The following is a 21041-nucleotide window of genomic DNA, read 5'->3' as shown; positions in this document are numbered from 1 at the left end:
AATGCCCTCCCCTGAGGAGGGGAGAGGGAACTGGCGCGGCGCTCAAGGAAGTCGGATTTCGCCGACGATGTTCAGTTATGAATCGGCGCGTCGTGGCGATGAAACGCCTTGAGCCGGCGATAGACGGCGGTGTCGTAGTTCTCCGGCGTCGCGTCCTCGCCGGTGAGCCAGCGGAACAGGTCGCGGTCGGGCACCTCGATCAGCGCCTCGAACTGCGTCAGCTCCTCCTCGGACAGCGCGCCGATCTCGGCATCGGCGAAGCGGCCCATGATCAGGTCCATCTCGCGGATGCCGCGGTGCCACGCGCGGAACAGCGTACGGCGGCGGCGCGGATCGAGATCGGCGCTGGTGCGGGTGGTGCCGGACATGGGCTTTCCCCTGGTAATCCTGCACCCGCATGTAGAGGGGCGTGCGGCCGCGGGCAAACGGCGTCAGCGCATAGCGCCCGCCCCGGCCCGCACCTGCGGCGAAACGTAGTCCGCGTCGTGAGCGAAGGGCAGCGGGGCACCGGTGCGCAGCGCATCGAGCACGCGCGAGAAGTCGGTCTCGCAGCGGAAGCCCAGGACCCGCTCGGCGCGCGACGCGTCGTAGACCCGGCCGATGCTCCTCGGCAGGTGCCAGCCGCGCCGGGCGTAGAGTTCGGGCGCATCGGGAAAGAGCCGGGCGATCACCCCGGCCGCATCCCCCTTCAAAGCCCGCGCGTCCGCGCGCGCGAAGGGAGATGGAGCCGAGAGCACGAAGGTGTCGGCGCCGATCGCCGGCGCCCGCTCCAGGGCGACGACGTGGGCGCGGGCGGCATCCTCCACGGTGAGGCGGCGGTGCAGGAATTCGTTGGCCTTCCGGTTCTCGCCCGACAGGTCGCGGTGGGTGTCGTCCTCCTCGGGGAAGAAGCGAGCGGTGCGCAGGCTGAGACAGGCGAGCCCGTGCTCAAGATGGAAGAGCCGGCACAGATCCTCGGCCGCGCGCTTGGTCACGCCGTAGATGTTGCGCGGGGCGAGCGGGCCCGAGTCCTCGTCGAGCCAGACCGCATGGTCGGCGGTCTCGTCGCGGATCGCCTGCGAGATCATCAGCGAGGTCGTGGAGGTGAAGACGAAGCGGTCGTGCCGGGCCCTCGCCGCCGCCTCCAGCAGGTTGAGCGTGCCGGTCACGTTCACGTCGATGAATCGTTGCGCCGGATACCGGGCGATGTCCGGCTTGTGCAGGGCGCCGGCATGGATCACCGCCTCGATGCCGTGCGCGTCGAAGACCTTCGCCACGAGGCCCGTATCGGCCACCGAGCCGATCACCTGCGTTTCGGCGCCGGGCGCCACGTCGAGGCCGGTAACGGCATGGCCCGCCGCCCGCAATTGCGGCGCGAGAAACCGGCCGAGCCAGCCGGAGGAACCGGTGAGAAGCACGCGCATGATGCCATATGCGCAGATGTGGGCGAGGGGTGAAGCGGGGTATACGGTGTCCGCGTATCGCTCACGCTTCTGAGGCCCAAGCTTCCGGTCACATGACCTCGGACACCAGCCAGACCCTCGGGCACCCTGCCGATGCGGCCCCTCCCCGCTCCGGCGCGGACGACGCCCCCGGCCTTCGCCCCAGCATCCTCGACCCGCTCTTCGCCCCCGCCCGCGGCCTGCCCGGGGTCGGGCCGAAGATCGCGCCGCTCATCGAAAAACTGCTCGGCTCCGAGGAGCGGCCGGCCCGCGTCGCCGACCTGCTGTTCCACTTACCTCAAAGCGGCGTCGCCCGGCCGCTCTGCGGCTCGATCCGCGACGCGCCGACGGGCGAGCCCGTCACGCTGGGCGTCACCGTGGTGGCCCACCGGCCGCCGATGCTCGGCAAGCGCGCCTTCCGGGTGCTGGTCGAGGACGGGACCGGCGATATCAGCCTCGTCTTCTTCGGCATGCCGCGGGGGCGCATCGAGAAGATGCTGCCGATCGGCAGCCACCGCTACGTCTCGGGCCGGATCGACCTATGGGACGGCTATCGGCAGATGGTGCATCCCTCGCGCATCCTCGACGAGGCGGGGCTTGCCAGCTTGCCTGCGGTCGAGCCGATCTACGGCGCCACCGAGGGACTGACCTCGCGGGTGATCAGCCGCATCGTCCACGGCGCCCTCGACCGGCTCCCCGTCCTGCCGGAGTGGCAGGACACGTCCTATCTCACCCGCAACCGCTTCCCGCCCTTCGCCGAGGCCCTGCGCATCGAGCACCGGCCGGAGGAGGCTCCCCCTCCCCCGGTCGAGGGTCAGGCGCCCCCCGCCAGCCCCGCGCGCAAGCGGCTCGCCTACGACGAACTCCTGGCCTCGCAGCTCGCCCTCGCCCTGGTGCGGGCCCGCCAGCGGCGCAAGCCCGGCCGGGTCAATGCCGGCGACGGGCACCTGAAGGAGCGCGTCGAGGCGGCTTTGCCCTTCGCGCTCACGGGAGCGCAGGCGCGGGCGGTGGAGGAGATCCGCGCCGACATGGCCTCCGAGCGGCGGATGCTGCGGCTGCTCCAGGGCGATGTCGGCTCCGGCAAGACGGCGGTGGCGCTGCTCGCCATGGCTTCCGCCGTGGAAGCCGGGCGGCAGGCCGCGCTGATGGCGCCGACCGAGATCCTGGCGCGCCAGCACTACGAGCGGCTGGTGCCGCTGGCCGGTGCCATGCGCCTGCGCCTGCTCACCGGCCGGGACAAGGCCGCCGAGCGCCGGGCGACGCTGGCGAATCTCGCCGCGGGCGAGATCGACATCGTGGTCGGCACCCACGCCCTGTTTCAGGAAGCGGTAGCCTTCCGCGACCTCGGCCTCGCGGTGGTGGACGAGCAGCACCGCTTCGGCGTGCACCAGCGCCTCGCGCTCGGCGCCAAGGGCGAGGCGGTCGACATCCTCGTGATGACCGCGACCCCGATCCCGCGCACGCTCGCGCTCACCTTCTTCGGCGACATGGACGTCTCGGTGCTCGACGAGAAGCCCGCAGGGCGCCAGCCGATCAAGACCATCACCGTACCGGTGGAGCGCATCGACGAGGTGGTCGAGGGTTTGCACCGGGCGCTGGCGGCGGGCGACCGGGTCTACTGGATCTGTCCGCTGGTGGCGGAGTCGGAATATGTCGATCTCGCCGCGGCGGGCGAGCGCTTCGAGGATCTCAAGAAGCATTTCGGGGACGAGGTCGGCCTGATCCACGGCAAGATGCCGGGACCGGAGAAGGATGCGGCGATGGAAGCCTTCGCCGCCGGCCGCACCCGCGTGCTCGTCTCCACGACGGTGGTGGAGGTCGGCGTCGACGTGCCGGAGGCCACCATCATGGTGATCGAGCATGCCGAGCGCTTCGGGCTGGCCCAGCTGCATCAGCTCCGCGGCCGGGTCGGCCGCGGCTCGAAGGCCTCCTCCTGCCTGCTCCTCTATCGCGGTCCGCTGGGACAGGTCGCCAAGGCGCGGCTCGAGATGATGCGATCGAGCGAGGACGGCTTTCGCATCGCCGAGGATGACTTGCGCCTGCGCGGCGAGGGCGAGGTGCTCGGCACGCGTCAATCCGGCATGGCCGCCTTCCGCCTCGCACGGCTGGAGAGCGACGGCGATCTCTTGGAGGCTGCCCGCGACGATGCGCGGCTGATCGTGGAGCGTGACCCGCGCCTCCAGAGCGAGCGCGGCCGGGCGCTCCGGGTGCTGCTCTACCTGTTCGAGCGCGAGGCGGCGATCCGGCTGATCGAGGCGGGGTAAACCGGGTCGTTCAGATTTCCGTTCGAGAACGGCGCGAATCTGAACGGCCCGTTCAGAAACCCCGCCTTGGCACGAAACGGTGAACGGCTGCGGCAACGCTGCGCGAGGACGCAGCGTTTTGCCAGAAAAATCAACACCTTAAGAGCCGAACCCGAGCCAAGACTTGAGGTCTGAGCCAGGCAGAGTGGTCGAAAATACCTTGTATCTGCCCCAATTGCCGCTTAACTGGAGATGAACAAACGGCCTCGTAGACCGGGGTGTCACTGGAAAAAAGGAGGATCGCGATGTCGATCGCGCCGTTCCAACGCCTGCCGGGTTCCTCCGAGAATTGGGGAGCCGACGCGCTCTCCGTCGAACCCTGGCTCATGCCGATCACGGATCGCGAGACGCGCGACGAGACCACGACCGACGCGCTCGTCAGCGCCGTGCGGCAATCCTCGCGCCGGCTCTGGCTCGCGGCCAACGCGCTGTGCGCGGGTCTCGCGCTGCTGCTGACCGCTCAGATCGCGACCGACTGGTCCTCGCCGGTCGCCCGGCCCGTGACCGGACATCAGGTCGCCGACGCGACCCCGCCGACGTTGCCGGTCGAGAAGGCCTCGCTGCACCACTGAGGCGAGAGCGCCTCGAGAACGGCCTCAGAGATCCGAGCGCGCCGGTTCCCGGCGCGCTTTTTCCGTTTCGGGGGCCACGTCGGCCTCCGCCATCTGGGCCTGCCGCAGGGAGGCGGCCATGGCGTGGAAGCCGGCGCGTGGATCCTCCGGCTGGATCACGCCCGCCGACATCACGAGCTTGGCCGCGTCGTCGACGCTGATATTGATCTCCACGATCTCCGCCCGCGGCAGGTAGAAGAAGAACCCCGTGGTGGGATTGGGCGCGCAGGGCAGGAAGACGCCGACATAGTCGTGCGCGCCGCCCTCCTTGGCCTGGAGCGCCCCCTGCACCTCGTTCGCCGCGGGGGCCGAGAGGAACACCACCGACCACGTCCCCTTCACCGGGAACTCGACGAGCCCGACGGTGCGGAACGAGGTGCCGTTGGCCGAGAACAGGGTCTCGAAGATCTGGCGCAGGCCGCGATAGAGACCGGAGATCACGGGCGTCCGGGCGAGCAGCACCTCGCCGAACTCGACCACCGAGCGTCCGACGAGATTGGCGGTGAGAAAGCCGAGCAGGGTCACCGCCACGAAGGCGATGAGGAGCCCCAGCCCCGGAATCGAGAACGGCAGGTAATGGTCGGGCAGGTAGCTCGCCGGCACCAGCGGCTTCACCCAGCCGTCGATCAGGGCGATGAACCACCACGTGATGTAGATCGTGATCGCGAGCGGCCCCGCGACGATCACGCCGGTGAGGAAGTAGGTCCGCAGCCGGCCGCGGGCGCTGACGCGCGTCTTGGACGAGGCGGGTTCCGGAGCGTCCGGAATCGGCGAGAGGGTCGGCGCCACGCATGCACCTCGGGGAGGCGGAACGAGCGGGCGGACGGCGCATCCCGGCCTCCGGCTCTCCGGGCAGAGACCTAGCGGCTGCGCTCGAACGGCTCAAGAGCGGCCGGTGCGCAAGTCCCATTTGCGCGGGGTCCGAATCCGCCATCCCGACGGGATCGCGCCGTTTCGGATCAGTGGTGCGCGAGGCAACTTGATCGAGGGCGGCGAAAACTTACCTCGATGCAGCCCGTTGTGGCCAAGTTTCAAGGAGTGGACGCGATGCACGTCACCATCGAGCAGGCGGAAAAAGCGATTCAAGCCGCGCGCGCCAAGGCGGTCGAACTCGGCACGCAGATGTGTATCGCCGTGGTCGATTCCGGCGGCAACCTGAAGGCCTTCCATCGTATGGACGGCGCCTGGGTCGGCTCCATCGACATTGCCCAGAAGAAAGCCAAGACGTCCGTCTTTTTCGGCATGAAGACGGGGCAGATCGGCTCGCTATCGCAGCCCGGCGGCTCGCTCTACGGCATCGAGCACTCCAACCAGGGCCTGATCACCTTCCCCGGCGGCATCCCGATCGTCGATGCGGACGGCGAGATGTCGGGCGCCATCGGCGTCAGCGGCTCGTCGGTGGAGAACGACGATGCGGTGGCGCTCGCGGGCGCCAGCGCGATCGGCGACACCGAGCTGCCCGATCACCCCTGGCGCACCTGATTTTTTCAAAAGCGCATCGATCCGGATCCCGGATCGATGCGCCGAGTGGCATTCCCTGCCGCGCGCGCCGCGCGAAGGCAGGGATCCGCGGCCGATCGAGACCGCGACCGAATCACTCGACCGTCACCGACTTCGCCAAGTTGCGCGGCTGATCGACGTCTTTGCCCATGAAGACGGCGGTGTGGTAGGCGATGAGCTGGATCGGCACCGCGTAGACGATCGGCGCGATCACCGGATCGACGTCCGGCATGGTCAGCGTCGCCATCATGTCGAGCCCGGCGGCGGCCGCGCCCTTCGCGTCGCCGATGAGGATGATCCGGCCGCCGCGGGCGGCGACCTCCTGCATGTTCGACACCGTCTTCTCGAAGATCGCGTCGTGCGGGGCGATCACGATCACCGGCACGCTCTCGTCAATCAGGGCGATCGGCCCGTGCTTGAGTTCGCCCGCCGCATACCCCTCCGCGTGGATGTAGCTGATCTCCTTCAGCTTCAGGGCGCCCTCCAGCGCCATCGGATAGCTCGTGCCGCGTCCGAGATAGAGCACGTCGCGGGCCCTGGCGATCTCGCGGGCGAGCGTCTCCACCTCAGCCTCCATCTTCACCGCCTCGGCCATCAGGCCCGGGGCGGTGACGAGCGCATCGACGATGGCGCGCTCGCGCTCCGCATCCAGCGTGCCGCGGGCCCGTCCCGCGGCGAGCGCGAGACAGAGCAGCACCGTGAGCTGGCAGGAGAAGGCCTTCGTGGACGCCACGCCGATCTCGGGACCGGCGAAGGTCGGCATCACCGCCGAGGATTCCCGGGCGATGGTCGAGGTCGGCACGTTGACCACCGCCAGCGTGTGCTGGCCCTGCGCCTTGGCGTAGCGCAGGGAGGCGAGCGTGTCGGCGGTCTCGCCCGATTGCGAGATCACCAGCGTCAGCCCGTCCCGCTCCAGCGGCGGCTCGCGGTAGCGGGTCTCGGAGGCGACGTCGATCTCGACCGGCAGCCGCGCCAGGGTCTCGAACCAGTACTTGGCCACCAGGCCGGCGTAGTAGGCGGTGCCGCAGGCGGTGATCGAGAGGCGCGAGAGCCGGGCGAAATCGAAGGGCAGGGTCTCCTGCAGGACCACCTGACCGCGCGCCATGTCGATGTAGTGGGCGAGCGTGCGGCCGACGACTTCCGGCTGCTCGTGGATCTCCTTCGCCATGAAGTGGCGATGATTGCCCTTGTCGACGAGGAAGGCTTGCGTCGCGATTCTCTGGCGCGGCCGGCGGACGACGGTGCCGCTCCGGTCCCAGATCTCGGCGCCGTCACGGGTCAGGATCGCCCAGTCGCCCTCTTCGAGATAGGTGATCTCGTCGGTGAACGGCGCCAGGGCCAGGGCATCCGAGCCGAGATAGGTCTCGCCCTGCCCGTAGCCGATGGCCAGCGGCGCGCCGTGGCGGGCGCCGATCAGGAAGTCCTCCTCGCCCGCGAACAGGAAGGCCAGGGCGAAGGCGCCGTGCAGGCGGGGCAGCGCCGCCTCGACGGCGGCCACGGGCCCGAGCCCCTGCTCCATCAGCCGGGTGACGAGCTGCGCCACGACCTCGGTGTCGGTCTCGCTCTCGAAGCGTACGCCCGCGGCCTCGAGCTCGCCCTTCAGCGCCCGGAAATTCTCGATGATGCCGTTATGGACTACGGCCAGCCGCGCGGTGGCGTGCGGGTGGGCGTTGGTCTCGTTCGGGCGCCCGTGCGTCGCCCAGCGGGTATGGCCGATCCCGATGGCGCCCGGCAGCGGCGATTGGACGAGTTTGCGCTGCAGGTTCGAGAGCTTGCCCTCCGCACGGCGGCGGTCGAGCCGGCCCCGCTCCAGGGTGGCGACGCCGGCCGAGTCGTAGCCGCGATATTCAAGTCGCCGCAGCGACTCGATCAACGCGTCCGCGACCGACTCACGCCCGACGATGCCGACGATTCCGCACATGGCCGATCCTGAAGCCGCCCGATCGAAGATGCGCCGATCCATCCCACGATGGGATGGCCGCCCGGGCCGGCGCCCTGCGATGCAAGAGCCCGGCCCGAAGCGTGGCGCGGATGGAAGGGCTTGTACGGATCGCGGCGCGAGAAGACCAGCGCCTGCCGCGTCGTGTCTCGACGCTCCGCCGCTCAGCTCGTCCGAGCGTCGCGGGCGGCCTTGGCCGCCTTCCGCGTCTCGCGCAGCGTCCTGGCCGCCCCTTCGCGGGTGACCTGCCGCCCCCGCGCCACGGCGAGGGCGTCCGCCGGCACGTCGCGGGTGATGACCGAACCGGCCCCGACCAGCGCCCCCGCGCCGACGCTCACCGGCGCCACAAGGGCGGAGTTCGAGCCGATGAAGGCACCCGCGCCGATGAACGTGCGGTGCTTCGACACGCCGTCGTAGTTGCAGGTGATGGTACCCGCCCCGATATTGGCGCCCGCCCCCACCTCGGCATCGCCGAGATAGCTCAGGTGCGAGGCCTTGGCGCCCGCGTGCAGGGTCGCGTTCTTGACCTCGACGAAGTTGCCGAGATGCACGCCCGCCTCCAGCACCGCGCCGGCGCGCAGGCGCACGTGCGGGCCGATATCGGCGCCCTCCATCAGCCGGGCGTCGTGCAGGTGCGAGAAGGCGCGGATGGTGCAGCCGTCGCCGACGACCACGCCGGGGCCGAACACGCAGTGCGGCTCGACGACGACGTCGCGCCCGAGAACCGTATCGACGCTCAGGAACACCGTCTCGGGCGCGATCAGCGTCGCCCCGCCGAGTTGGGCCGCCCGGCGCAGGCGGGCCTGGATCGTGGCCTCGGCCTGGCTGAGCTGCACCCGGTCGTTGACGCCCTGCGCCTCCGCCTCGGCCACCGGCACCACGGCGACGGAAAGTCCGTCTGCGACGGCCAGCGCCACCGCGTCGGTGAGGTAGTACTCGCGGTTGGCGTTGTCGTTGCCGATCCGCTCCAAGAGGCCGAGGGCGTGGGCACCCGAGAGCGCCATCAGCCCGGCATTGGACAGGCGCACCGTCCGCTCGGCCTCCGAGGCGTCCTTCTCCTCGCGGATCGCCAGCACGCGGCCCCCTCGCGTCAGCACCCGCCCGTAGCCGGTCGGGTCGGCGGCCTCGAAGGCCAGCACCGCCACCGCCGCGCCCTCGCGCAAGGGCGCACGCAACCGCGCGTAGGTCTCGGCGGTGATCAGCGGCGTGTCGCCGAAGGCGACGATCACGTCCTGCCCGCCCTCCAGCGCCGCACGGGCGGCGAGTACGGCATGCGCCGTGCCGAGGCGCTCGGCCTGGGGATGGACGCCGGCGCCGGGCGCCATGCGCTCGATCTCGCGCGCGACGTCCTCCCGGCCAGGCTCGACCACCACGGCGAGGCGGGAGGCACCGGCCTCCTGCACGGCGGCCAGCACGTGTCCGAGCATGGAGCGGTGAGCGAGTTCGTGGAGCACCTTGGGCCGGTCGGAGCGCATCCGCGTCCCCTTGCCCGCCGCGAGCACGATCGCGGTGAAGCCGCTCTGCGCCCCTTGTGCCTGCGCCGCCTGATTCGCGCCTGCCGTCATCGAGATCCGCTTCCTGCCGTCCGGGAATGTCTCACGAGATGCCCCTCTGCCGGTCGGCCGCGACGGCGAAGTCGAGTCCCGTGAGAGACACTGATCAACGGCTCGTTTAGCCGATCGGACGCCGGGCGCGAAGGGCGGCGCGGATGCACGCAGCCGGGAACTGCGCCGGGCGACCGAGGTTCGACCCCTCACCTGACCCTCGACGCAATGTCCCAGGCCAGAGGACCGGCGCCCCTTGGATGATCTCGCCGCCGCCGCGGAAGCGCTCGTGCTCGAAGAGCGCCCGCTCAAGGTGCTCTTGGTGGCGGGCTCCGCCCGGCGGCTCGACGGCTGCCCCGGACTCGACGGCAAGGCGCGCTTCCTGATGCACCGGATGCTGGCGCGGCTGCCGCCGGCATGGCAGGCCGACCACGTCGATCTCGGCAACGAGCACGGCAAGCCGAAGATCCAGGGCTGCAACGGCTGCGTCGGCACCTCGATGGCGCTCTGCGTCTGGCCCTGCAACTGCTACGGTCCGGACAGCGACCACCAGCCCGACCTGATGTGGAACGAGCGGCTCTATCCGCGGCTCGCCCGGGCGGATGCCTGGGCCTTCATCGGTCCGGTCTGGTGGTACGGGCCGACCACGAACCTCAAGGCGCTGTTCGACCGGCTCGTCTGCATGAGCGGCGGCAATCCGCGGCCCGACCTGATCGACAAGAAGAGTACGCTCAAGGCGCAGGCGCTGGAGCGCTCCGCCCTCTGGCCCGAGCTGACGAGAAATCACCTGGAAGGGCGCAGCGCCGCCTTCTTCTGCTACGGCAACGAGGGCGGCAACGAACTCGACGCGGCGGGACGTCCCAGGATCCTGCGACACAAGGATTGGTTCGATCCGGATCGGGAACCCTATGGCGGCGACCAGCGCCTCGCCTATCAGGGCCTCGTCTGGCAGTGCCGCTACAGCGGGATCGAGGTGCCGGACCCCCTCTGGAGCCATGCCGCGACGGGGATCGGCCGCCCTTACGCCGACGACCAGGCCGACGACATGGCCCTTGAGGCGGCGGCGATGGCCCGCTTCGACGCCTGGGTCGATGCTTTCGTGCGGCACGTCGCGGCGAAGGGGCCGGTGCCGGGCACGAAGGAGGCGGAGCGCGGGGCACAATCGACGACGTGAGCCAGCGTCGCGCGGGCGCCCTCACCACGGCAGGCAGCGGATCTGCAGCAGATCCTCCACGCTCGCCTGGACGCCGAAGGCCAGCACGCGCCAGGCCGGCATCGTCGCGAGACCGAGGCCCATGGCGAGGACAAGCCAGGGCAAGCCCCGACGCGCACCCTGAAGAGCGGCCTGCCGCAGCAGGACCGGCTGCGGCCCGCCCTCCCCTGCCCGCCTCATCGCCGCAGCGCCGCGGGCGGGTCCGCGACCGTCCCTCGCCCGGTCCGCAGCAGCCCGACGCCGCCCAGCAGCATGGCGAGGCCCCAGGCGAGGAAGCCGAGATCCCAGGCGAGCCAGTGCGCGCGGTCGACCCGCTCGTTGACGTGGTGAACGCCGAGCCACTGGTGGTCGATCAGCCCTTCGACGAGGTTGAACAGCCCCCAGCCGACGAGCAGGCTACCGATCAGCGCCCGGTTCGACCAGCGCAGATGCCGCCCCCGCGCCCGGCGCCACAGGATGAACAGCCCGATCACGACGAAGACGTAGGTCGCGCTGTGGAAGATGCCGTCCCACAGCGTATTGAGTTCGAGGTTCTCGATCGAGGTGATCGGGTACCAGGAACTGAGCATGTGGTGCCATTGCAGCACCTGATGCAGCACGATGCCGTCGAAGAAGCCGCCGAGTCCGAGCCCGAACAGCACGCCCGCCGCGACCGGAAAATCGGCATCCGGCCGCGTCGGATCGGGCCACCCCCGCTCATCGGGCGCCATCGCCGCCGGCCTCACGGCGAGCGGTAGGCGGAGCCGTCCTCGGCCCGCGCCGGCGTCTCGACGTAGCGGCCCTGGTCCGGCACGGCGACGCGCTCGAAATCCTGCGCCAGGGCGTCGAGGCCGCGGCGCAGCTCCGGTCCCTGAAGCGGACGCCCGTGGCCGGTCACAGCCCGCTCGGGCCTGAGCGCGGCGAGGCTGCGCACCGAGCCTGCCGCGGCCGACCAGTCGAGCGTGAGGTACATCGGTGGCCCATGCACCTCGGGCTCCTGCGTCGCCACCGCGTAGGCCGATTCCTGAGCGGTGGTCACGAAGGCGTCACCAACGATCAGGCTGCGGTCGGCCTCGCGCCAGAACGAGACGTGGCCCGGCGAATGCCCGGGCGTGTGCAGCCAGCGCCAGCCCGGCATCGGCGGCACATTGCCGTCGGCGGGCAGGAGTTGCAGACGCGCCGACACGTCCACGGGCTTGGTCGGGTAGAGCGGCGCGATGCGCGCCATCAGCCCGCCGCCGACGCTCGGATCCGGTGTCGGATAGGCGGCGCTGCCGTCGAGATAGGGCCGCTCGAGGCCGTGGGCGTAGACGGGAACGTCCCATTCCTCCGCCAGATCCTCCAGCACGCCGACATGGTCGAAATGGCCGTGGGTCAGCACGATCGCCGCCGGCCGGGCGCCCTCGCCGAAGCGGGCGGCGGCGGCGCTGCGGATCGCGGCTTTCGAACCGGGAATGCCGGCATCGACGAGGACCCAGTTGCGGTCGCCGGCACCAGGACTGCCGACGAACACGACATTGGCCAGGACGAGGCGGCGGTAGGCGAGATCGGGCGCGAATTCGTGGGTGCCGTCGTCGCGCTCGGCATCGGCCCGCGGATCGTCGGCGCGGGCCTGGCGGCTGATCGGGATCTGCTGCGCCACAGCCTTCTCCTGTGCGAAATGGGACGTGCGAAGTGGAACGCGCCGCCGGCCGGGGCGCCGGCCGTGCAGGAACGCTCATCACGGGAAGGCCGGCGCGAAAGCCTTTTGTTCCCGCGCAGCGACAGGGCGTCGGCCAGCCGGAAACGCTCGGTGCTCGGCCTTTTCCAGAACCTTCGCGAGAGAGCCCAGGTTGGAAGGCTGTAGGCCGGCACGACGACCAGCATGTGCGGCACCGGGGCTCGTCGCCCTGGACATGTCGTCCCGTGCCGCGCTCCCCGAGCGCCTGTCACGCCGTTGCCGAGCGGCGGCTTCATGATGGGCTTTCCGCGCGACCCTCGAATCCGGGCCCGATGCCGTGAGCGATCCGACCTACCCGCCCCTCGACCGGCTCAAGCCCGTGGCCTTCGGCCTGTGGATCGTGGATAGCGGGCCGATCCACGCCGCCGGGATGATGCCGCTGCCGGTGCGCATGACGGTGGTGCGGCTTTCCGACGGCGGCGTCTGGCTGCACTCACCGACCCGCTACGACGCGGGCCTGCACCGCGAGATCGAGGCGCTCGGGCCGATCCGCTACCTCGTCGCGCCCAACGTCGCCCACTGGACCTATCTGAAGGCGTGGCAGCGCCACTGCCCGCAGGCCCTGACCTGGGCCGCCCCGAACCTGCGCCAGCGCCGGCAGGTCCGACAGGCGGGCGTACGGCTCGACCGCGATCTCGGTGACGAAAGCCCGCCCGAATGGGCCGGCGACCTGACGCAGGTCGTGGTGCCCGGCGGATTCGGATTCCGGGAGGTGGCCTTCTTCCATGCCGCCTCGGCGACGCTGATCCTGACCGACCTCGTGCTGAACCTGGAACCGGGCAAGCTGCCGCCCCTGATGCGCCCGCTCCTGCGGATCGCCGGGGCGACCGCGCCCGACGGACGGGCGCCGATCTATCTCCGGCTGGTGGTGCGTCTGCGCAAGCCGGACGCGGCCCGCGCCGCGGCGGCCCTCATCGCCTTGTCGCCGGAGCGGGTCGTGTTCAGCCACGGCGCCTGGTTCGATCGGAACGGCACGGACGCACTGCGCCGCTCCCTCCGCTGGCTGCTCGACTGAGAAGGGAGAGGGACCGCTCCGGGCGAGCGACGGCGTCAGGCGTTGGAGCGCCCGCGATGATCGGGATCGACACCGCCCTCCGGTGTGGTCTCGTTCTCGACATCGCCCTCGACGGTGGAATCGCCCCGGATCGCCTCCGGGTCCGTCCCGGTCATACCCTTCGACTGCCCGATGCCCGGATTGCCCTTGAGGTCGGCATCGCTCGGCGTGTCCGTCTTCAGATGCTTCGACATGCGGATGTCGTCTCCCGGTTTCTCGGCTGGAAGTCCGGGCAACCTGGGTTTTCGCCGGGTGTTCCGGGCGCATTCTGACTCACCACTCGCCCACCACTCGGACGAGGACCGGTCCCGTCCACGGGAACGCCTCTCCATCGCGGCGGTCGTCGACCCGCGTCACGGCGCCCGAGGCGCCTCGTCCTCCCGCTGCGCCCGGCGCAGGGCATCGAGCAACGCGCCCTCGATGAGCAGGGCGGAGCCGTAGTGGAACTCGATATCGAAGGCGTGCCGGGAGTTCATGGAGAGCGAGGCGCTCTGCATGGCGACGAGCCGCCCGGATTCGTCGAACAGCCCCGAGCCCGAGCCGCCGTAGCCGTCGTTGCAATCGTGGCGGGCACGGCGGACGCCGCCTTCCGTCGGCGGATCGATCCGCCGGACCGTGCAGGCCTCCAGGCTGCTGTCGCCGCGGTAGTTCTGGTGGCCGCCGGGGGCAACCAGGGTCACGGGCAGCGCGAGATCGCCCGTGGACAGGTCGGGGCCGGCCTCCGGCACCGGCTGGCGCGGCGCCTCGGCGGGACGGGCGAGGCGCAGCAGCGCCCAGTCATCGGTGATGTGCAGGCGCGTCGCGTCCGCGGCCACGCCGAGGCGCAGGCTCTCGGCGACGAAGTCGTAGTTGCGGCCGCCGATCTGGAAATAGCAGTCGCCGACCGGCCGCGTCGTCTCGAGCTGCCGGTTTCGGAAGTTGTGGGCATTGAGCATCACGGTCGAGGCCGTGCCGATCAGCCATGCGGCTGCGGCCTTCTGCGGCACCCCGTCCGAGCGGCGGCACCAGAGGACGCCGGCGCCCGGATAGCGGGCGCGGTCGCCGCTCGTCAGGTCGCGGCGCCCCTCATGGGGATAGAGTGCGGCGCTGCGGCTGACACCCCTGGCGGGCTCTTGGGCCGCCGCAGCCGCCTCCCCGGCGGCCTCCGAGGCTCGGTGCGTCGGATCGTCTCCGGCCGAGGTGCCGCGGCCCACGAGTGCGACCAGCGCGAGCACGCCACCGATCGCCAGAACGCGCCGTGCGCGCCGCCCCTGCGCCATCGCCGACAAGCCTCCCGCTGCACCGGGCCGCTTCGCGAGGACCCGTTGACGCTAGTGGTGCGACGGGGCCCGGCGGCGGTCAAGCCGACCGGCAAGGACTGCGACGCTACGTCTTGGCACTTTTAGAATTACCTTATCGTCCCGACAAGAAATGTCCGACCAGCTAAAGACATCTTGTCCAATCAAAGCCTAGAAAATATAGGCGAAGGGGCGCTAATAAGTCTTTTATAAGACCGCAGCGATCTAAGAATCCTCTTAGTTCCACGATGCGGCACTTCGAAGGACTTCGAAGCGAGCCTGGAACCTCAGAAGAATGTCTGAGAGATGCCGCGAGGCCGAAAGGCGAGGCGGTTCAGTGAGGAGACGCAGGATGAGCAGGTTTGTGACATCGGTCTCGGCCCTGGCGATGCTGGCGCTCGCGCCGGCCGCGCTGTCGAGCACCGCATACGCCAACGACAAGCTGGTCGAGTTGTCGAAGAAAGACGAAAACTGGGTGATGCCCGGTAAGAACTACGACTCGAACAACTTCAGCGAGTTGAAGCAGATCAACAAGAGCAACGTGAAGCAGCTTCGGCCGGCTTGGACGTTCTCGACCGGCCTGCTGAACGGTCACGAGGGCGCGCCGCTCGTCGTCGACGGCAAGATGTACATCCACACCTCGTTCCCGAACAACACCTTCGCGCTGGGCCTCGACGATCCGGGCACGATCCTGTGGCAGGACAAGCCGAAGCAGAACCCGGCCGCCCGCGCGGTCGCCTGCTGCGACCTCGTCAATCGCGGCCTCGCCTACTGGCCCGGCGACGGCAAGACCCCGGCGCTCATCCTCAAGACCCAGCTCGACGGCAACGTCGCCGCGCTCAACGCCGAGACCGGCGAGACGGTGTGGAAGGTCGAGAACTCCGACATCAAGGTCGGCTCGACGCTGACCATCGCCCCCTACGTCGTCAAGGACAAGGTGATCATCGGTTCCTCGGGCGCCGAGCTCGGCGTGCGCGGCTACCTCACCGCCTACGACGTCAAGACCGGCGAGCAGGTGTGGCGCGCCTACGCCACGGGTCCGGACAAGGATCTGCTGCTGGCCTCCGACTTCAACATCAAGAACCCCCATTACGGCCAGAAGGGCCTCGGCACCGGCACCTGGGAGGGCGATGCCTGGAAGATCGGCGGCGGCACCAACTGGGGTTGGTACGCCTACGATCCGGGCACCAACCTGATCTACTTCGGCACCGGCAACCCGGCGCCGTGGAACGAGACCATGCGCCCGGGCGACAACAAGTGGACGATGACGATCTTCGGCCGCGACGCCGACACGGGTGAAGCCAAGTTCGGCTACCAGAAGACCCCGCACGACGAGTGGGACTATGCCGGCGTCAACGTCATGATGCTCTCCGAGCAGAAGGACAAGGACGGCAAGGCCCGCAAGCTGCTGACCCACCCGGACCGCAACGGCATCGTCTACACCCTCGACCGCACCGACGGCTCGCTGGTCTCGGCCAACAAGCTCGACGACACCGTCAACGTGTTCAAGTCGGTCGATCTGAAGACCGGCCAGCCGGTGCGGGATCCGGAGTACGGCACCCGGATGGACCACCTCGCCAAGGACATCTGCCCCTCGGCGATGGGCTACCACAACCAGGGCCACGACTCGTACGATCCGAAGCGTGAACTGTTCTTCATGGGCATCAACCACATCTGCATGGATTGGGAGCCCTTCATGCTGCCCTACCGTGCGGGTCAGTTCTTCGTCGGCGCGACGCTGAACATGTATCCGGGCCCGAAGGGCGACCGTCAGAACTACGAAGGTCTCGGCCAGATCAAGGCGTACAACGCGATCACCGGCGACTATAAGTGGGAGAAGATGGAGCGCTTCGCGGTGTGGGGCGGCACCATGGCGACCGCGGGCGACCTCGTCTTCTACGGCACGCTCGACGGCTACCTGAAGGCGCGCGATTCCGACACGGGCGACCTTCTCTGGAAGTTCAAGATCCCGTCCGGCGCCATCGGCTACCCGATGACCTACACCCACAAGGGCACGCAGTACGTCGCCATCTACTACGGCGTCGGCGGCTGGCCGGGCGTCGGCCTCGTGTTCGACCTCGCCGACCCGACCGCCGGTCTCGGTGCGGTGGGCGCGTTCAAGAAGCTCGCCAACTACACCCAGATGGGCGGCGGCGTGATCGTGTTCTCGCTCGACGGCAAGGGTCCCTACGACGACCCGAACGTCGGCGAGTGGAAGTCGGCCGCCAAGTAAGGCCGGAACGCCGATCGACGACGCTCCCCTCCCCCGCCGCGCGGGGGAGGGGCACGGCTGGGATGGTGCGGGCCCTCACCCGCGACCGGGTCCGCGCCATCCCGCTCCGCTCTCCGCAGGACGTCTCCTCTCGGCGTGCCGATGCCCCGGCACCGGCGGCGATCTGCACGGGAGATGCGTGGTGGGCAGGCCGTCACCGTCCTGACAGGACGCCCGATCCAGAGCCTGAGCCCCGCGCCAAGACTTCATAAGAATAATCCAGAGGAAACGAAGATGTCGCTCGTGAACGGACGCCGCCGGGCCGTCGCCTCGGCCGTCGCCCTCGCTGCCCTGACCGGTCTGTGCGCGCCCGCCCTGGCGCAGGACGCCAAGCCCAAGGAGGCCGCGAAAGCCGATGCCGGCTCCCTGCGCATCTGCGCCGCCGAGCAGCCGCCGCTCTCGATGAAGGACGGCTCGGGGTTGGAGAACCGCATCGCCACCGCCGTCGCCGAGGCCATGGGCCGCAAGGCCCAGTTCGTCTGGTTGGCCAAGCCGGCGATCTACCTCGTGCGCGACGGGCTGGAGAAGAAGACCTGCGACGTGGTGGTCGGGCTCGATTCCGACGATCCCCGGGTGCTCACCAGCAAGCCGTACTACCGCTCCGGCTACGTCTTCCTCACCCGCGCCGACCGGGATCTCGACATCAGGTCCTGGTCAGACCCGCGCCTCAAGCAGGTCAGCCACATGGTGGTCGGCTTCGGCACCCCCGGCGAGGCGATGCTCAAGGATATCGGCCGCTACGAGGAGGACATGGCCTACCTCTACTCGCTGGTGAACTTCCGCGCGCCCCGGAATCAATACACGCAGATCGACCCGGCCCGGATGGTGAGCGAGGTCGCCACCGGCAAGGCTGAGGTCGGCGTGGCCTTCGGGCCCGACGTCGCCCGCTACGTGCGCGATTCCTCGACCAAGCTGCGCATGACCCCGGTGCCCGACGACACCACCCGCAGCGACGGCCAGAAGATGCCGCAGAGCTTCGACCAGTCGATGGGCGTGCGCAAGGACGACACCGCCCTGAAGGCGGAACTCGACGCCGCCCTGGAGAAGGCCAAGCCGAAGATCGAGGCGATCCTGAGGGAGGAGGGCGTGCCCGTGCTGCCCGTCTCGAACTGAGCCGCCGGACGAACGGCACCGCGATGAGGAACAAGAACAAGACAATGATGAAGCGTACAACGATCGGAACCGCCCTGCTCGGCCTCGTGCTCGCCGGCAGCGCCCTGCCCGCGCTCGCCCAGCCCCAATCCGGACCGCAGACGGGCGTGGTGTTCCGCAACACCGTGACCGGCGAGGCGCTGGACGTGACGCAGGGCAAGGAGGGCGGGCGCGATACCCCGGCGGTGAAGAAGTTCTTCGAGACCGGCGAGAACCTCTACATCGACGACAAGTCCTGCCTGCGCAACGGCGAGAGCCTCTACGCGACCTCCTGCTCGGGCTGCCACGGGCATCTCGCCGAGGGCAAGCTCGGGCCGGGCCTCAACGACAACTACTGGACCTACCCGTCCAACACGACCGATGTCGGCCTGTTCGCCACGATCTTCGGCGGCGCCAACGGTATGATGGGCCCGCACAACGAGAACCTGACGCCCGACGAGATGCTGCAGACCATCGCCTGGATCCGCCACCTCTACACGGGGCCGAAGCAGGACGCGCTGTGGCTCAACGACGAGCAGAAGAAGGCCTACACGCCCTACAAGCAGGGCGAAGTCATCCCGAAGGACGCCAAGGGCCAGTGCAAGCCGCTGGAGCAGTGATCCTTCCGGGGTTCGGGCCGGGCCGACCGGCGCGATCGAGGGGCCGATGGGATCACGTCGCCGCCCGCGGCGCGATCCCCTGAAAGAGCAAGGCCCAAGAAGAGCAAGGCTCAAAAAGAGCAAGGCTCAAGAAGAGCACGTCTCAAAAAGTGGAGGAAACCATGAAGACCACTCTCATCGCCGCCGTCGTCGCCCTCGCCGGGATGGCCGCTCCGGCGCTCGCCTATGACGGCACCAAGTGCAAGGCGCCGGGCAATTGCTGGGAGCCGAAGCCCGGCTTCCCGGAAAAAATCGCCGGCTCCAAGTACGACCCCAAGCACGACCCCAAGGAGCTGAACAAGCAGGCCGATTCCATCAAGCAGATGGAAGAGCGCAACAAGAAGCGCGTCGAGAACTTCAAGAAGACCGGCAAGTTCGAATACGACGTCAGCAAGATCTCGGCGAACTGACAAACCCGCGCGAGCGCGCGTGAGCCCTCCCCCCTCTGCGGGGGAGGGTTAAGGCGCGCCGCGCCCAGCAGAACCGACAAGGCCGATCGCCGAATGAACACCTTGCCCCCCGGCGACGCCATGCTCACCGACTGGCGGGAGGCGGCCGCGCGCTTCGAGCGCGAGATCGCCAAGGCCGTGGTCGGCCAGGAGCGGGCGATCCGCCTGCTGACGATCGCGATCTTCGCCCGCGGCCACGTCATGCTCGAAGGCGATGTCGGCGTCGGCAAGACGACGCTGCTGCGCGCGGTCGCCCGCGCCCTCGGCGGCGCCTACGAGCGCGTCGAGGGCACCGTCGACATGATGCCCACCGATCTGATCTATCACACCTATCTCGGCGAGGACGGCCGCCCGCGGGTCGAGCCCGGTCCGGTGCTGCGGCAGGCCGAGGACCTCTCGGTCTTCTTCTTCAACGAGATCAACCGGGCCCGGCCGCAGGTCCACGCCCTGCTCCTGCGCCTGATGGCCGAGCGCAGCGTCACCGCCTTCAACCGGGAGTACCGCTTCCCCAATCTCCAGGTCTTCGCCGACCGCAACCGCGTCGAGCGCGAGGAGACCTTCGAGCTTCCCGCCGCCGCCCGCGACCGCTTCCTCATGGAGATCGGCATGGAGGCGCCCCGCGATCCGGCGGCCCGCCGCGCCCTGGTGTTCGATCCCCGCTTCCACGACACCGACCGGCTGACCGAGGAGGTCGCGGCCGGCGTGCTCGATCACGACCGCATCGGCACCATCGCCAGCGCGATCCAGCACGCGATCTCGGCCGAGCCGGCGATCGAGGCCTACGTCGTCGGCCTGTGGGAGGCGCTGGTGCGCCCCGGCCCCGCCGGCATCCGGCTCCCCGGGATCGACATGGACCGCCTCGTCCAGGGCGGCGCCTCGCCCCGCGGCGTCGCCTTCCTCGTGCGCGCCGCCCGCGTCCGCGCCTGGCTCGAGGGCCGCGACTGGCTGGTGCCGGAGGACATCCGCGCCGTCTTCCCCGAGGTGATGGCCCACCGCGTCTTCCTCGAACCGATCTACGAGATGCGGCGCGCGCAGATCGTGCCCGACCTGATCCGCGCGGTGTTCGAGACGGTGCCCGCCCCGTGAGCGGCCCTGAGGACGGGGCCGGCGAGGGGGCTGGCGAGGGGGCCGACATCCTCTACCTGCCGCGCTGGCGCCTGGGCGGACACCGGGTCGGCGCCCATCGCGGCCGCGAGGCCGGCGGGCTCGGCACGTTCCGCGATCCCGTCAGCTTCCTGCGCCTGCCGGATGCGCGGCGCATCGACCTGCGCGCGTCCCTGCGCGATCCGTTCGAGGGCGTGTTCGTGCGCCGCTTCGAGGCGCGCAGCCCGGTCGAGACCTGGGCGCTGGTCGATCTCTCCGCCTCGATGCGCTTCCGCGGCCGGGCCGACCGGCGCGCGCTGGCGCAAGCCTTCTGCCTCGCGCTCGCCCGCTCCGCGACGCGGATCGGCGACGGCTTCGGCGTGATCGCCTGCGACCGGACGCTTCGCGACGACCTCTTCCTCCCCGCGACCCGCCACCGCGCCGCCGCCCAGGTCGCCGCCGCGCGCCTCGGCGAGGCGGCCTGCGAGGGACGCGGCGCCGAGGGGTTTCTGGAGGCGGCGCGCCGTCTCGCCGGGCGCCCGAAGCTAATCTTCCTCGTCTCCGACTTCCGCTGGCCGGAAAGCCTGATCGAGGCGGTGTTCTCGGCGCTGGCGCTCCACGACGTGACGCCGGTGCTGCTCGCCGATCCCGCCGAGGACGAGGACCTGCCGGCCTGGGGCCTCGTCGAACTCGACGACCTGGAGGGGGGTGGCCGCCGCCTCGTGTTCCTGCGCCCGTCCCTGCGCCGCCGCTGGATCGCCCGCGAGGTGGAGCGCGTCGAGCGCCTGCGCCGGATCTGCGCCCCGTTCGCCCGTCCCCCCTTCCGGCTCGCCGACCGCTTCGACGCCGAAGCGCTCAGCCGCCACCTGATGACGACGTGAGCGCG

21 protein-coding genes are annotated in these 21041 nt (G+C 69.9%); 11 read left to right on the top strand and 10 right to left on the bottom strand.

The window, feature by feature from the left end:
• Positions 1 to 71: 71 nt before the first annotated feature.
• Together HNR01_RS06385 and HNR01_RS06380 are read right to left on the bottom strand one after the other, a co-directional pair.
• Positions 72 to 368 carry an FAD assembly factor SdhE gene (locus HNR01_RS06385; protein WP_017483961.1) on the bottom strand — a complete coding sequence of 99 codons (297 nt, stop codon included), beginning with the start codon at positions 366 to 368 and terminating at the stop codon, positions 72 to 74.
• A gap of 63 nt (positions 369 to 431) precedes the next feature.
• Complete coding sequence (locus HNR01_RS06380) at positions 432 to 1403, bottom strand: NAD-dependent epimerase/dehydratase family protein (protein WP_183667152.1); 972 nt, start codon at positions 1401 to 1403, stop codon at positions 432 to 434.
• Between the two features lie 92 nt (positions 1404 to 1495).
• On the opposite strand from HNR01_RS06380, the gene recG reads away from it, so the two are divergent.
• Positions 1496 to 3685 (top strand): ATP-dependent DNA helicase RecG, encoded by a 2190-nt coding sequence (gene recG, locus HNR01_RS06375; RefSeq protein WP_183667151.1) that lies wholly within the window; start codon positions 1496 to 1498, stop codon positions 3683 to 3685.
• A 284-nt stretch (positions 3686 to 3969) separates the two neighbouring features.
• Positions 3970 to 4296: a hypothetical protein gene (locus HNR01_RS06370; protein WP_017483964.1), complete on the top strand. Its 327-nt coding sequence runs from the start codon at positions 3970 to 3972 to the stop codon at positions 4294 to 4296.
• 24 nt (positions 4297 to 4320) lie between these two features.
• On the opposite strand, the gene HNR01_RS06365 is transcribed toward HNR01_RS06370, so the two are convergent.
• The gene (locus HNR01_RS06365) at positions 4321 to 5124 is read right to left on the bottom strand and encodes a DUF502 domain-containing protein (RefSeq protein WP_017483965.1); all 804 of its coding nucleotides are present in this window, start codon (positions 5122 to 5124) and stop codon (positions 4321 to 4323) included.
• A 258-nt stretch (positions 5125 to 5382) separates the two neighbouring features.
• Between HNR01_RS06365 and HNR01_RS06360 the strand changes: the two genes are divergently transcribed.
• A complete protein-coding gene (locus HNR01_RS06360) occupies positions 5383 to 5817 on the top strand; it encodes a GlcG/HbpS family heme-binding protein (protein WP_153874319.1) in 435 nt (144 codons plus the stop codon).
• 112 nt (positions 5818 to 5929) lie between these two features.
• Here the strand turns inward: HNR01_RS06360 and glmS are convergent, their stop codons facing one another.
• A complete protein-coding gene (gene glmS / locus HNR01_RS06355; protein ID WP_183667150.1) occupies positions 5930 to 7756 on the bottom strand; it encodes a glutamine--fructose-6-phosphate transaminase (isomerizing) in 1827 nt (608 codons plus the stop codon).
• 182 nt (positions 7757 to 7938) lie between these two features.
• Positions 7939 to 9339 carry a bifunctional UDP-N-acetylglucosamine diphosphorylase/glucosamine-1-phosphate N-acetyltransferase GlmU gene (gene glmU / locus HNR01_RS06350; protein ID WP_183667149.1) on the bottom strand — a complete coding sequence of 467 codons (1401 nt, stop codon included), beginning with the start codon at positions 9337 to 9339 and terminating at the stop codon, positions 7939 to 7941.
• A gap of 235 nt (positions 9340 to 9574) precedes the next feature.
• Here glmU and HNR01_RS06345 point away from each other — a divergent pair, with 235 nt between their 5' ends.
• Positions 9575 to 10492, top strand: a complete 918-nt coding sequence (locus HNR01_RS06345; protein WP_017483969.1) for an NAD(P)H-dependent oxidoreductase — start codon at positions 9575 to 9577, stop codon at positions 10490 to 10492.
• A 21-nt stretch (positions 10493 to 10513) separates the two neighbouring features.
• Here HNR01_RS06345 and HNR01_RS06340 read toward each other — a convergent pair whose 3' ends face one another.
• Genes HNR01_RS06340 through HNR01_RS06330 form a run of 3 tightly spaced genes read right to left on the bottom strand, consistent with a single transcriptional unit; the run spans position 10514 to position 12152 of the window.
• Complete coding sequence (locus HNR01_RS06340) at positions 10514 to 10711, bottom strand: hypothetical protein (protein ID WP_017483970.1); 198 nt, start codon at positions 10709 to 10711, stop codon at positions 10514 to 10516.
• Positions 10708 to 11241: a DUF2243 domain-containing protein gene (locus HNR01_RS06335; protein WP_183667148.1), complete on the bottom strand. Its 534-nt coding sequence runs from the start codon at positions 11239 to 11241 to the stop codon at positions 10708 to 10710. Before HNR01_RS06335 ends, HNR01_RS06340 begins: the two co-directional genes overlap by 4 nt.
• Before the next feature lie 11 nt (positions 11242 to 11252).
• Positions 11253 to 12152: an MBL fold metallo-hydrolase gene (locus tag HNR01_RS06330; protein WP_183667147.1), complete on the bottom strand. Its 900-nt coding sequence runs from the start codon at positions 12150 to 12152 to the stop codon at positions 11253 to 11255.
• A 355-nt stretch (positions 12153 to 12507) separates the two neighbouring features.
• On the opposite strand from HNR01_RS06330, the gene HNR01_RS06325 reads away from it, so the two are divergent.
• Complete coding sequence (locus HNR01_RS06325; RefSeq protein WP_183667146.1) at positions 12508 to 13245, top strand: DUF4336 domain-containing protein; 738 nt, start codon at positions 12508 to 12510, stop codon at positions 13243 to 13245.
• A 35-nt stretch (positions 13246 to 13280) separates the two neighbouring features.
• On the opposite strand, the gene HNR01_RS06320 is transcribed toward HNR01_RS06325, so the two are convergent.
• Positions 13281 to 13478, bottom strand: coding sequence for a hypothetical protein (locus tag HNR01_RS06320; RefSeq protein WP_017484016.1), 198 nt, complete (start codon positions 13476 to 13478; stop codon positions 13281 to 13283).
• A 159-nt stretch (positions 13479 to 13637) separates the two neighbouring features.
• Positions 13638 to 14543 (bottom strand): S1 family peptidase, encoded by a 906-nt coding sequence (locus tag HNR01_RS06315; protein WP_183667145.1) that lies wholly within the window; start codon positions 14541 to 14543, stop codon positions 13638 to 13640.
• 370 nt (positions 14544 to 14913) lie between these two features.
• On the opposite strand from HNR01_RS06315, the gene HNR01_RS06310 reads away from it, so the two are divergent.
• From HNR01_RS06310 to HNR01_RS06285, 6 genes are all read left to right on the top strand, one after another.
• Positions 14914 to 16794, top strand: coding sequence for a methanol/ethanol family PQQ-dependent dehydrogenase (locus tag HNR01_RS06310; RefSeq protein ID WP_183667144.1), 1881 nt, complete (start codon positions 14914 to 14916; stop codon positions 16792 to 16794).
• 273 nt (positions 16795 to 17067) lie between these two features.
• Positions 17068 to 17946 carry a methanol oxidation system protein MoxJ gene (gene moxJ / locus HNR01_RS06305; protein ID WP_153874311.1) on the top strand — a complete coding sequence of 293 codons (879 nt, stop codon included), beginning with the start codon at positions 17068 to 17070 and terminating at the stop codon, positions 17944 to 17946.
• Between the two features lie 44 nt (positions 17947 to 17990).
• Complete coding sequence (gene moxG, locus HNR01_RS06300) at positions 17991 to 18584, top strand: cytochrome c(L), periplasmic (protein ID WP_183667143.1); 594 nt, start codon at positions 17991 to 17993, stop codon at positions 18582 to 18584.
• Between the two features lie 161 nt (positions 18585 to 18745).
• A complete protein-coding gene (locus tag HNR01_RS06295; protein ID WP_183667142.1) occupies positions 18746 to 19033 on the top strand; it encodes a methanol dehydrogenase [cytochrome c] subunit in 288 nt (95 codons plus the stop codon).
• A gap of 93 nt (positions 19034 to 19126) precedes the next feature.
• On the top strand, positions 19127 to 20158 hold the full coding sequence (locus HNR01_RS06290; protein ID WP_183667141.1) for an AAA family ATPase: 1032 nt from the start codon (positions 19127 to 19129) through the stop codon (positions 20156 to 20158).
• Positions 20155 to 21036 (top strand): DUF58 domain-containing protein, encoded by an 882-nt coding sequence (locus HNR01_RS06285; protein WP_183667140.1) that lies wholly within the window; start codon positions 20155 to 20157, stop codon positions 21034 to 21036. The genes HNR01_RS06290 and HNR01_RS06285 overlap by 4 nt, the downstream gene beginning before the upstream one ends.
• Positions 21037 to 21041 lie beyond the last annotated feature (5 nt).

This window comes from Methylorubrum rhodesianum (assembly GCF_014199985.1).
Lineage (GTDB): Bacteria > Pseudomonadota > Alphaproteobacteria > Rhizobiales > Beijerinckiaceae > Methylobacterium > Methylobacterium rhodesianum.
Note: the sequence above shows the minus strand (reverse complement) of the source record. Positions and strands in the feature narration are given on the sequence as shown.

Bases quoted from the DNA above. Each gene is read 5' to 3' on its own strand.
- HNR01_RS06385 (WP_017483961.1), bottom strand. From the start codon at position 368: ATGTCCGGCACCACCCGCACCAGCGCCGATCTCGATCCGCGCCGCCGC.
- HNR01_RS06380 (WP_183667152.1), bottom strand. From the start codon at position 1,403: ATGCGCGTGCTTCTCACCGGTTCCTCCGGCTGGCTCGGCCGGTTTCTC.
- recG (WP_183667151.1), top strand. From the start codon at position 1,496: ATGACCTCGGACACCAGCCAGACCCTCGGGCACCCTGCCGATGCGGCC.
- HNR01_RS06370 (WP_017483964.1), top strand. From the start codon at position 3,970: ATGTCGATCGCGCCGTTCCAACGCCTGCCGGGTTCCTCCGAGAATTGG.
- HNR01_RS06360 (WP_153874319.1), top strand. From the start codon at position 5,383: ATGCACGTCACCATCGAGCAGGCGGAAAAAGCGATTCAAGCCGCGCGC.
- glmS (WP_183667150.1), bottom strand. From the start codon at position 7,756: ATGTGCGGAATCGTCGGCATCGTCGGGCGTGAGTCGGTCGCGGACGCG.
- glmU (WP_183667149.1), bottom strand. From the start codon at position 9,339: ATGACGGCAGGCGCGAATCAGGCGGCGCAGGCACAAGGGGCGCAGAGC.
- HNR01_RS06340 (WP_017483970.1), bottom strand. From the start codon at position 10,711: ATGAGGCGGGCAGGGGAGGGCGGGCCGCAGCCGGTCCTGCTGCGGCAG.
- HNR01_RS06335 (WP_183667148.1), bottom strand. From the start codon at position 11,241: ATGGCGCCCGATGAGCGGGGGTGGCCCGATCCGACGCGGCCGGATGCC.
- HNR01_RS06320 (WP_017484016.1), bottom strand. From the start codon at position 13,478: ATGTCGAAGCATCTGAAGACGGACACGCCGAGCGATGCCGACCTCAAG.
- HNR01_RS06315 (WP_183667145.1), bottom strand. From the start codon at position 14,543: ATGGCGCAGGGGCGGCGCGCACGGCGCGTTCTGGCGATCGGTGGCGTG.
- HNR01_RS06310 (WP_183667144.1), top strand. From the start codon at position 14,914: ATGAGCAGGTTTGTGACATCGGTCTCGGCCCTGGCGATGCTGGCGCTC.
- moxJ (WP_153874311.1), top strand. From the start codon at position 17,068: ATGTCGCTCGTGAACGGACGCCGCCGGGCCGTCGCCTCGGCCGTCGCC.
- moxG (WP_183667143.1), top strand. From the start codon at position 17,991: ATGATGAAGCGTACAACGATCGGAACCGCCCTGCTCGGCCTCGTGCTC.
- HNR01_RS06295 (WP_183667142.1), top strand. From the start codon at position 18,746: ATGAAGACCACTCTCATCGCCGCCGTCGTCGCCCTCGCCGGGATGGCC.
- HNR01_RS06290 (WP_183667141.1), top strand. From the start codon at position 19,127: ATGAACACCTTGCCCCCCGGCGACGCCATGCTCACCGACTGGCGGGAG.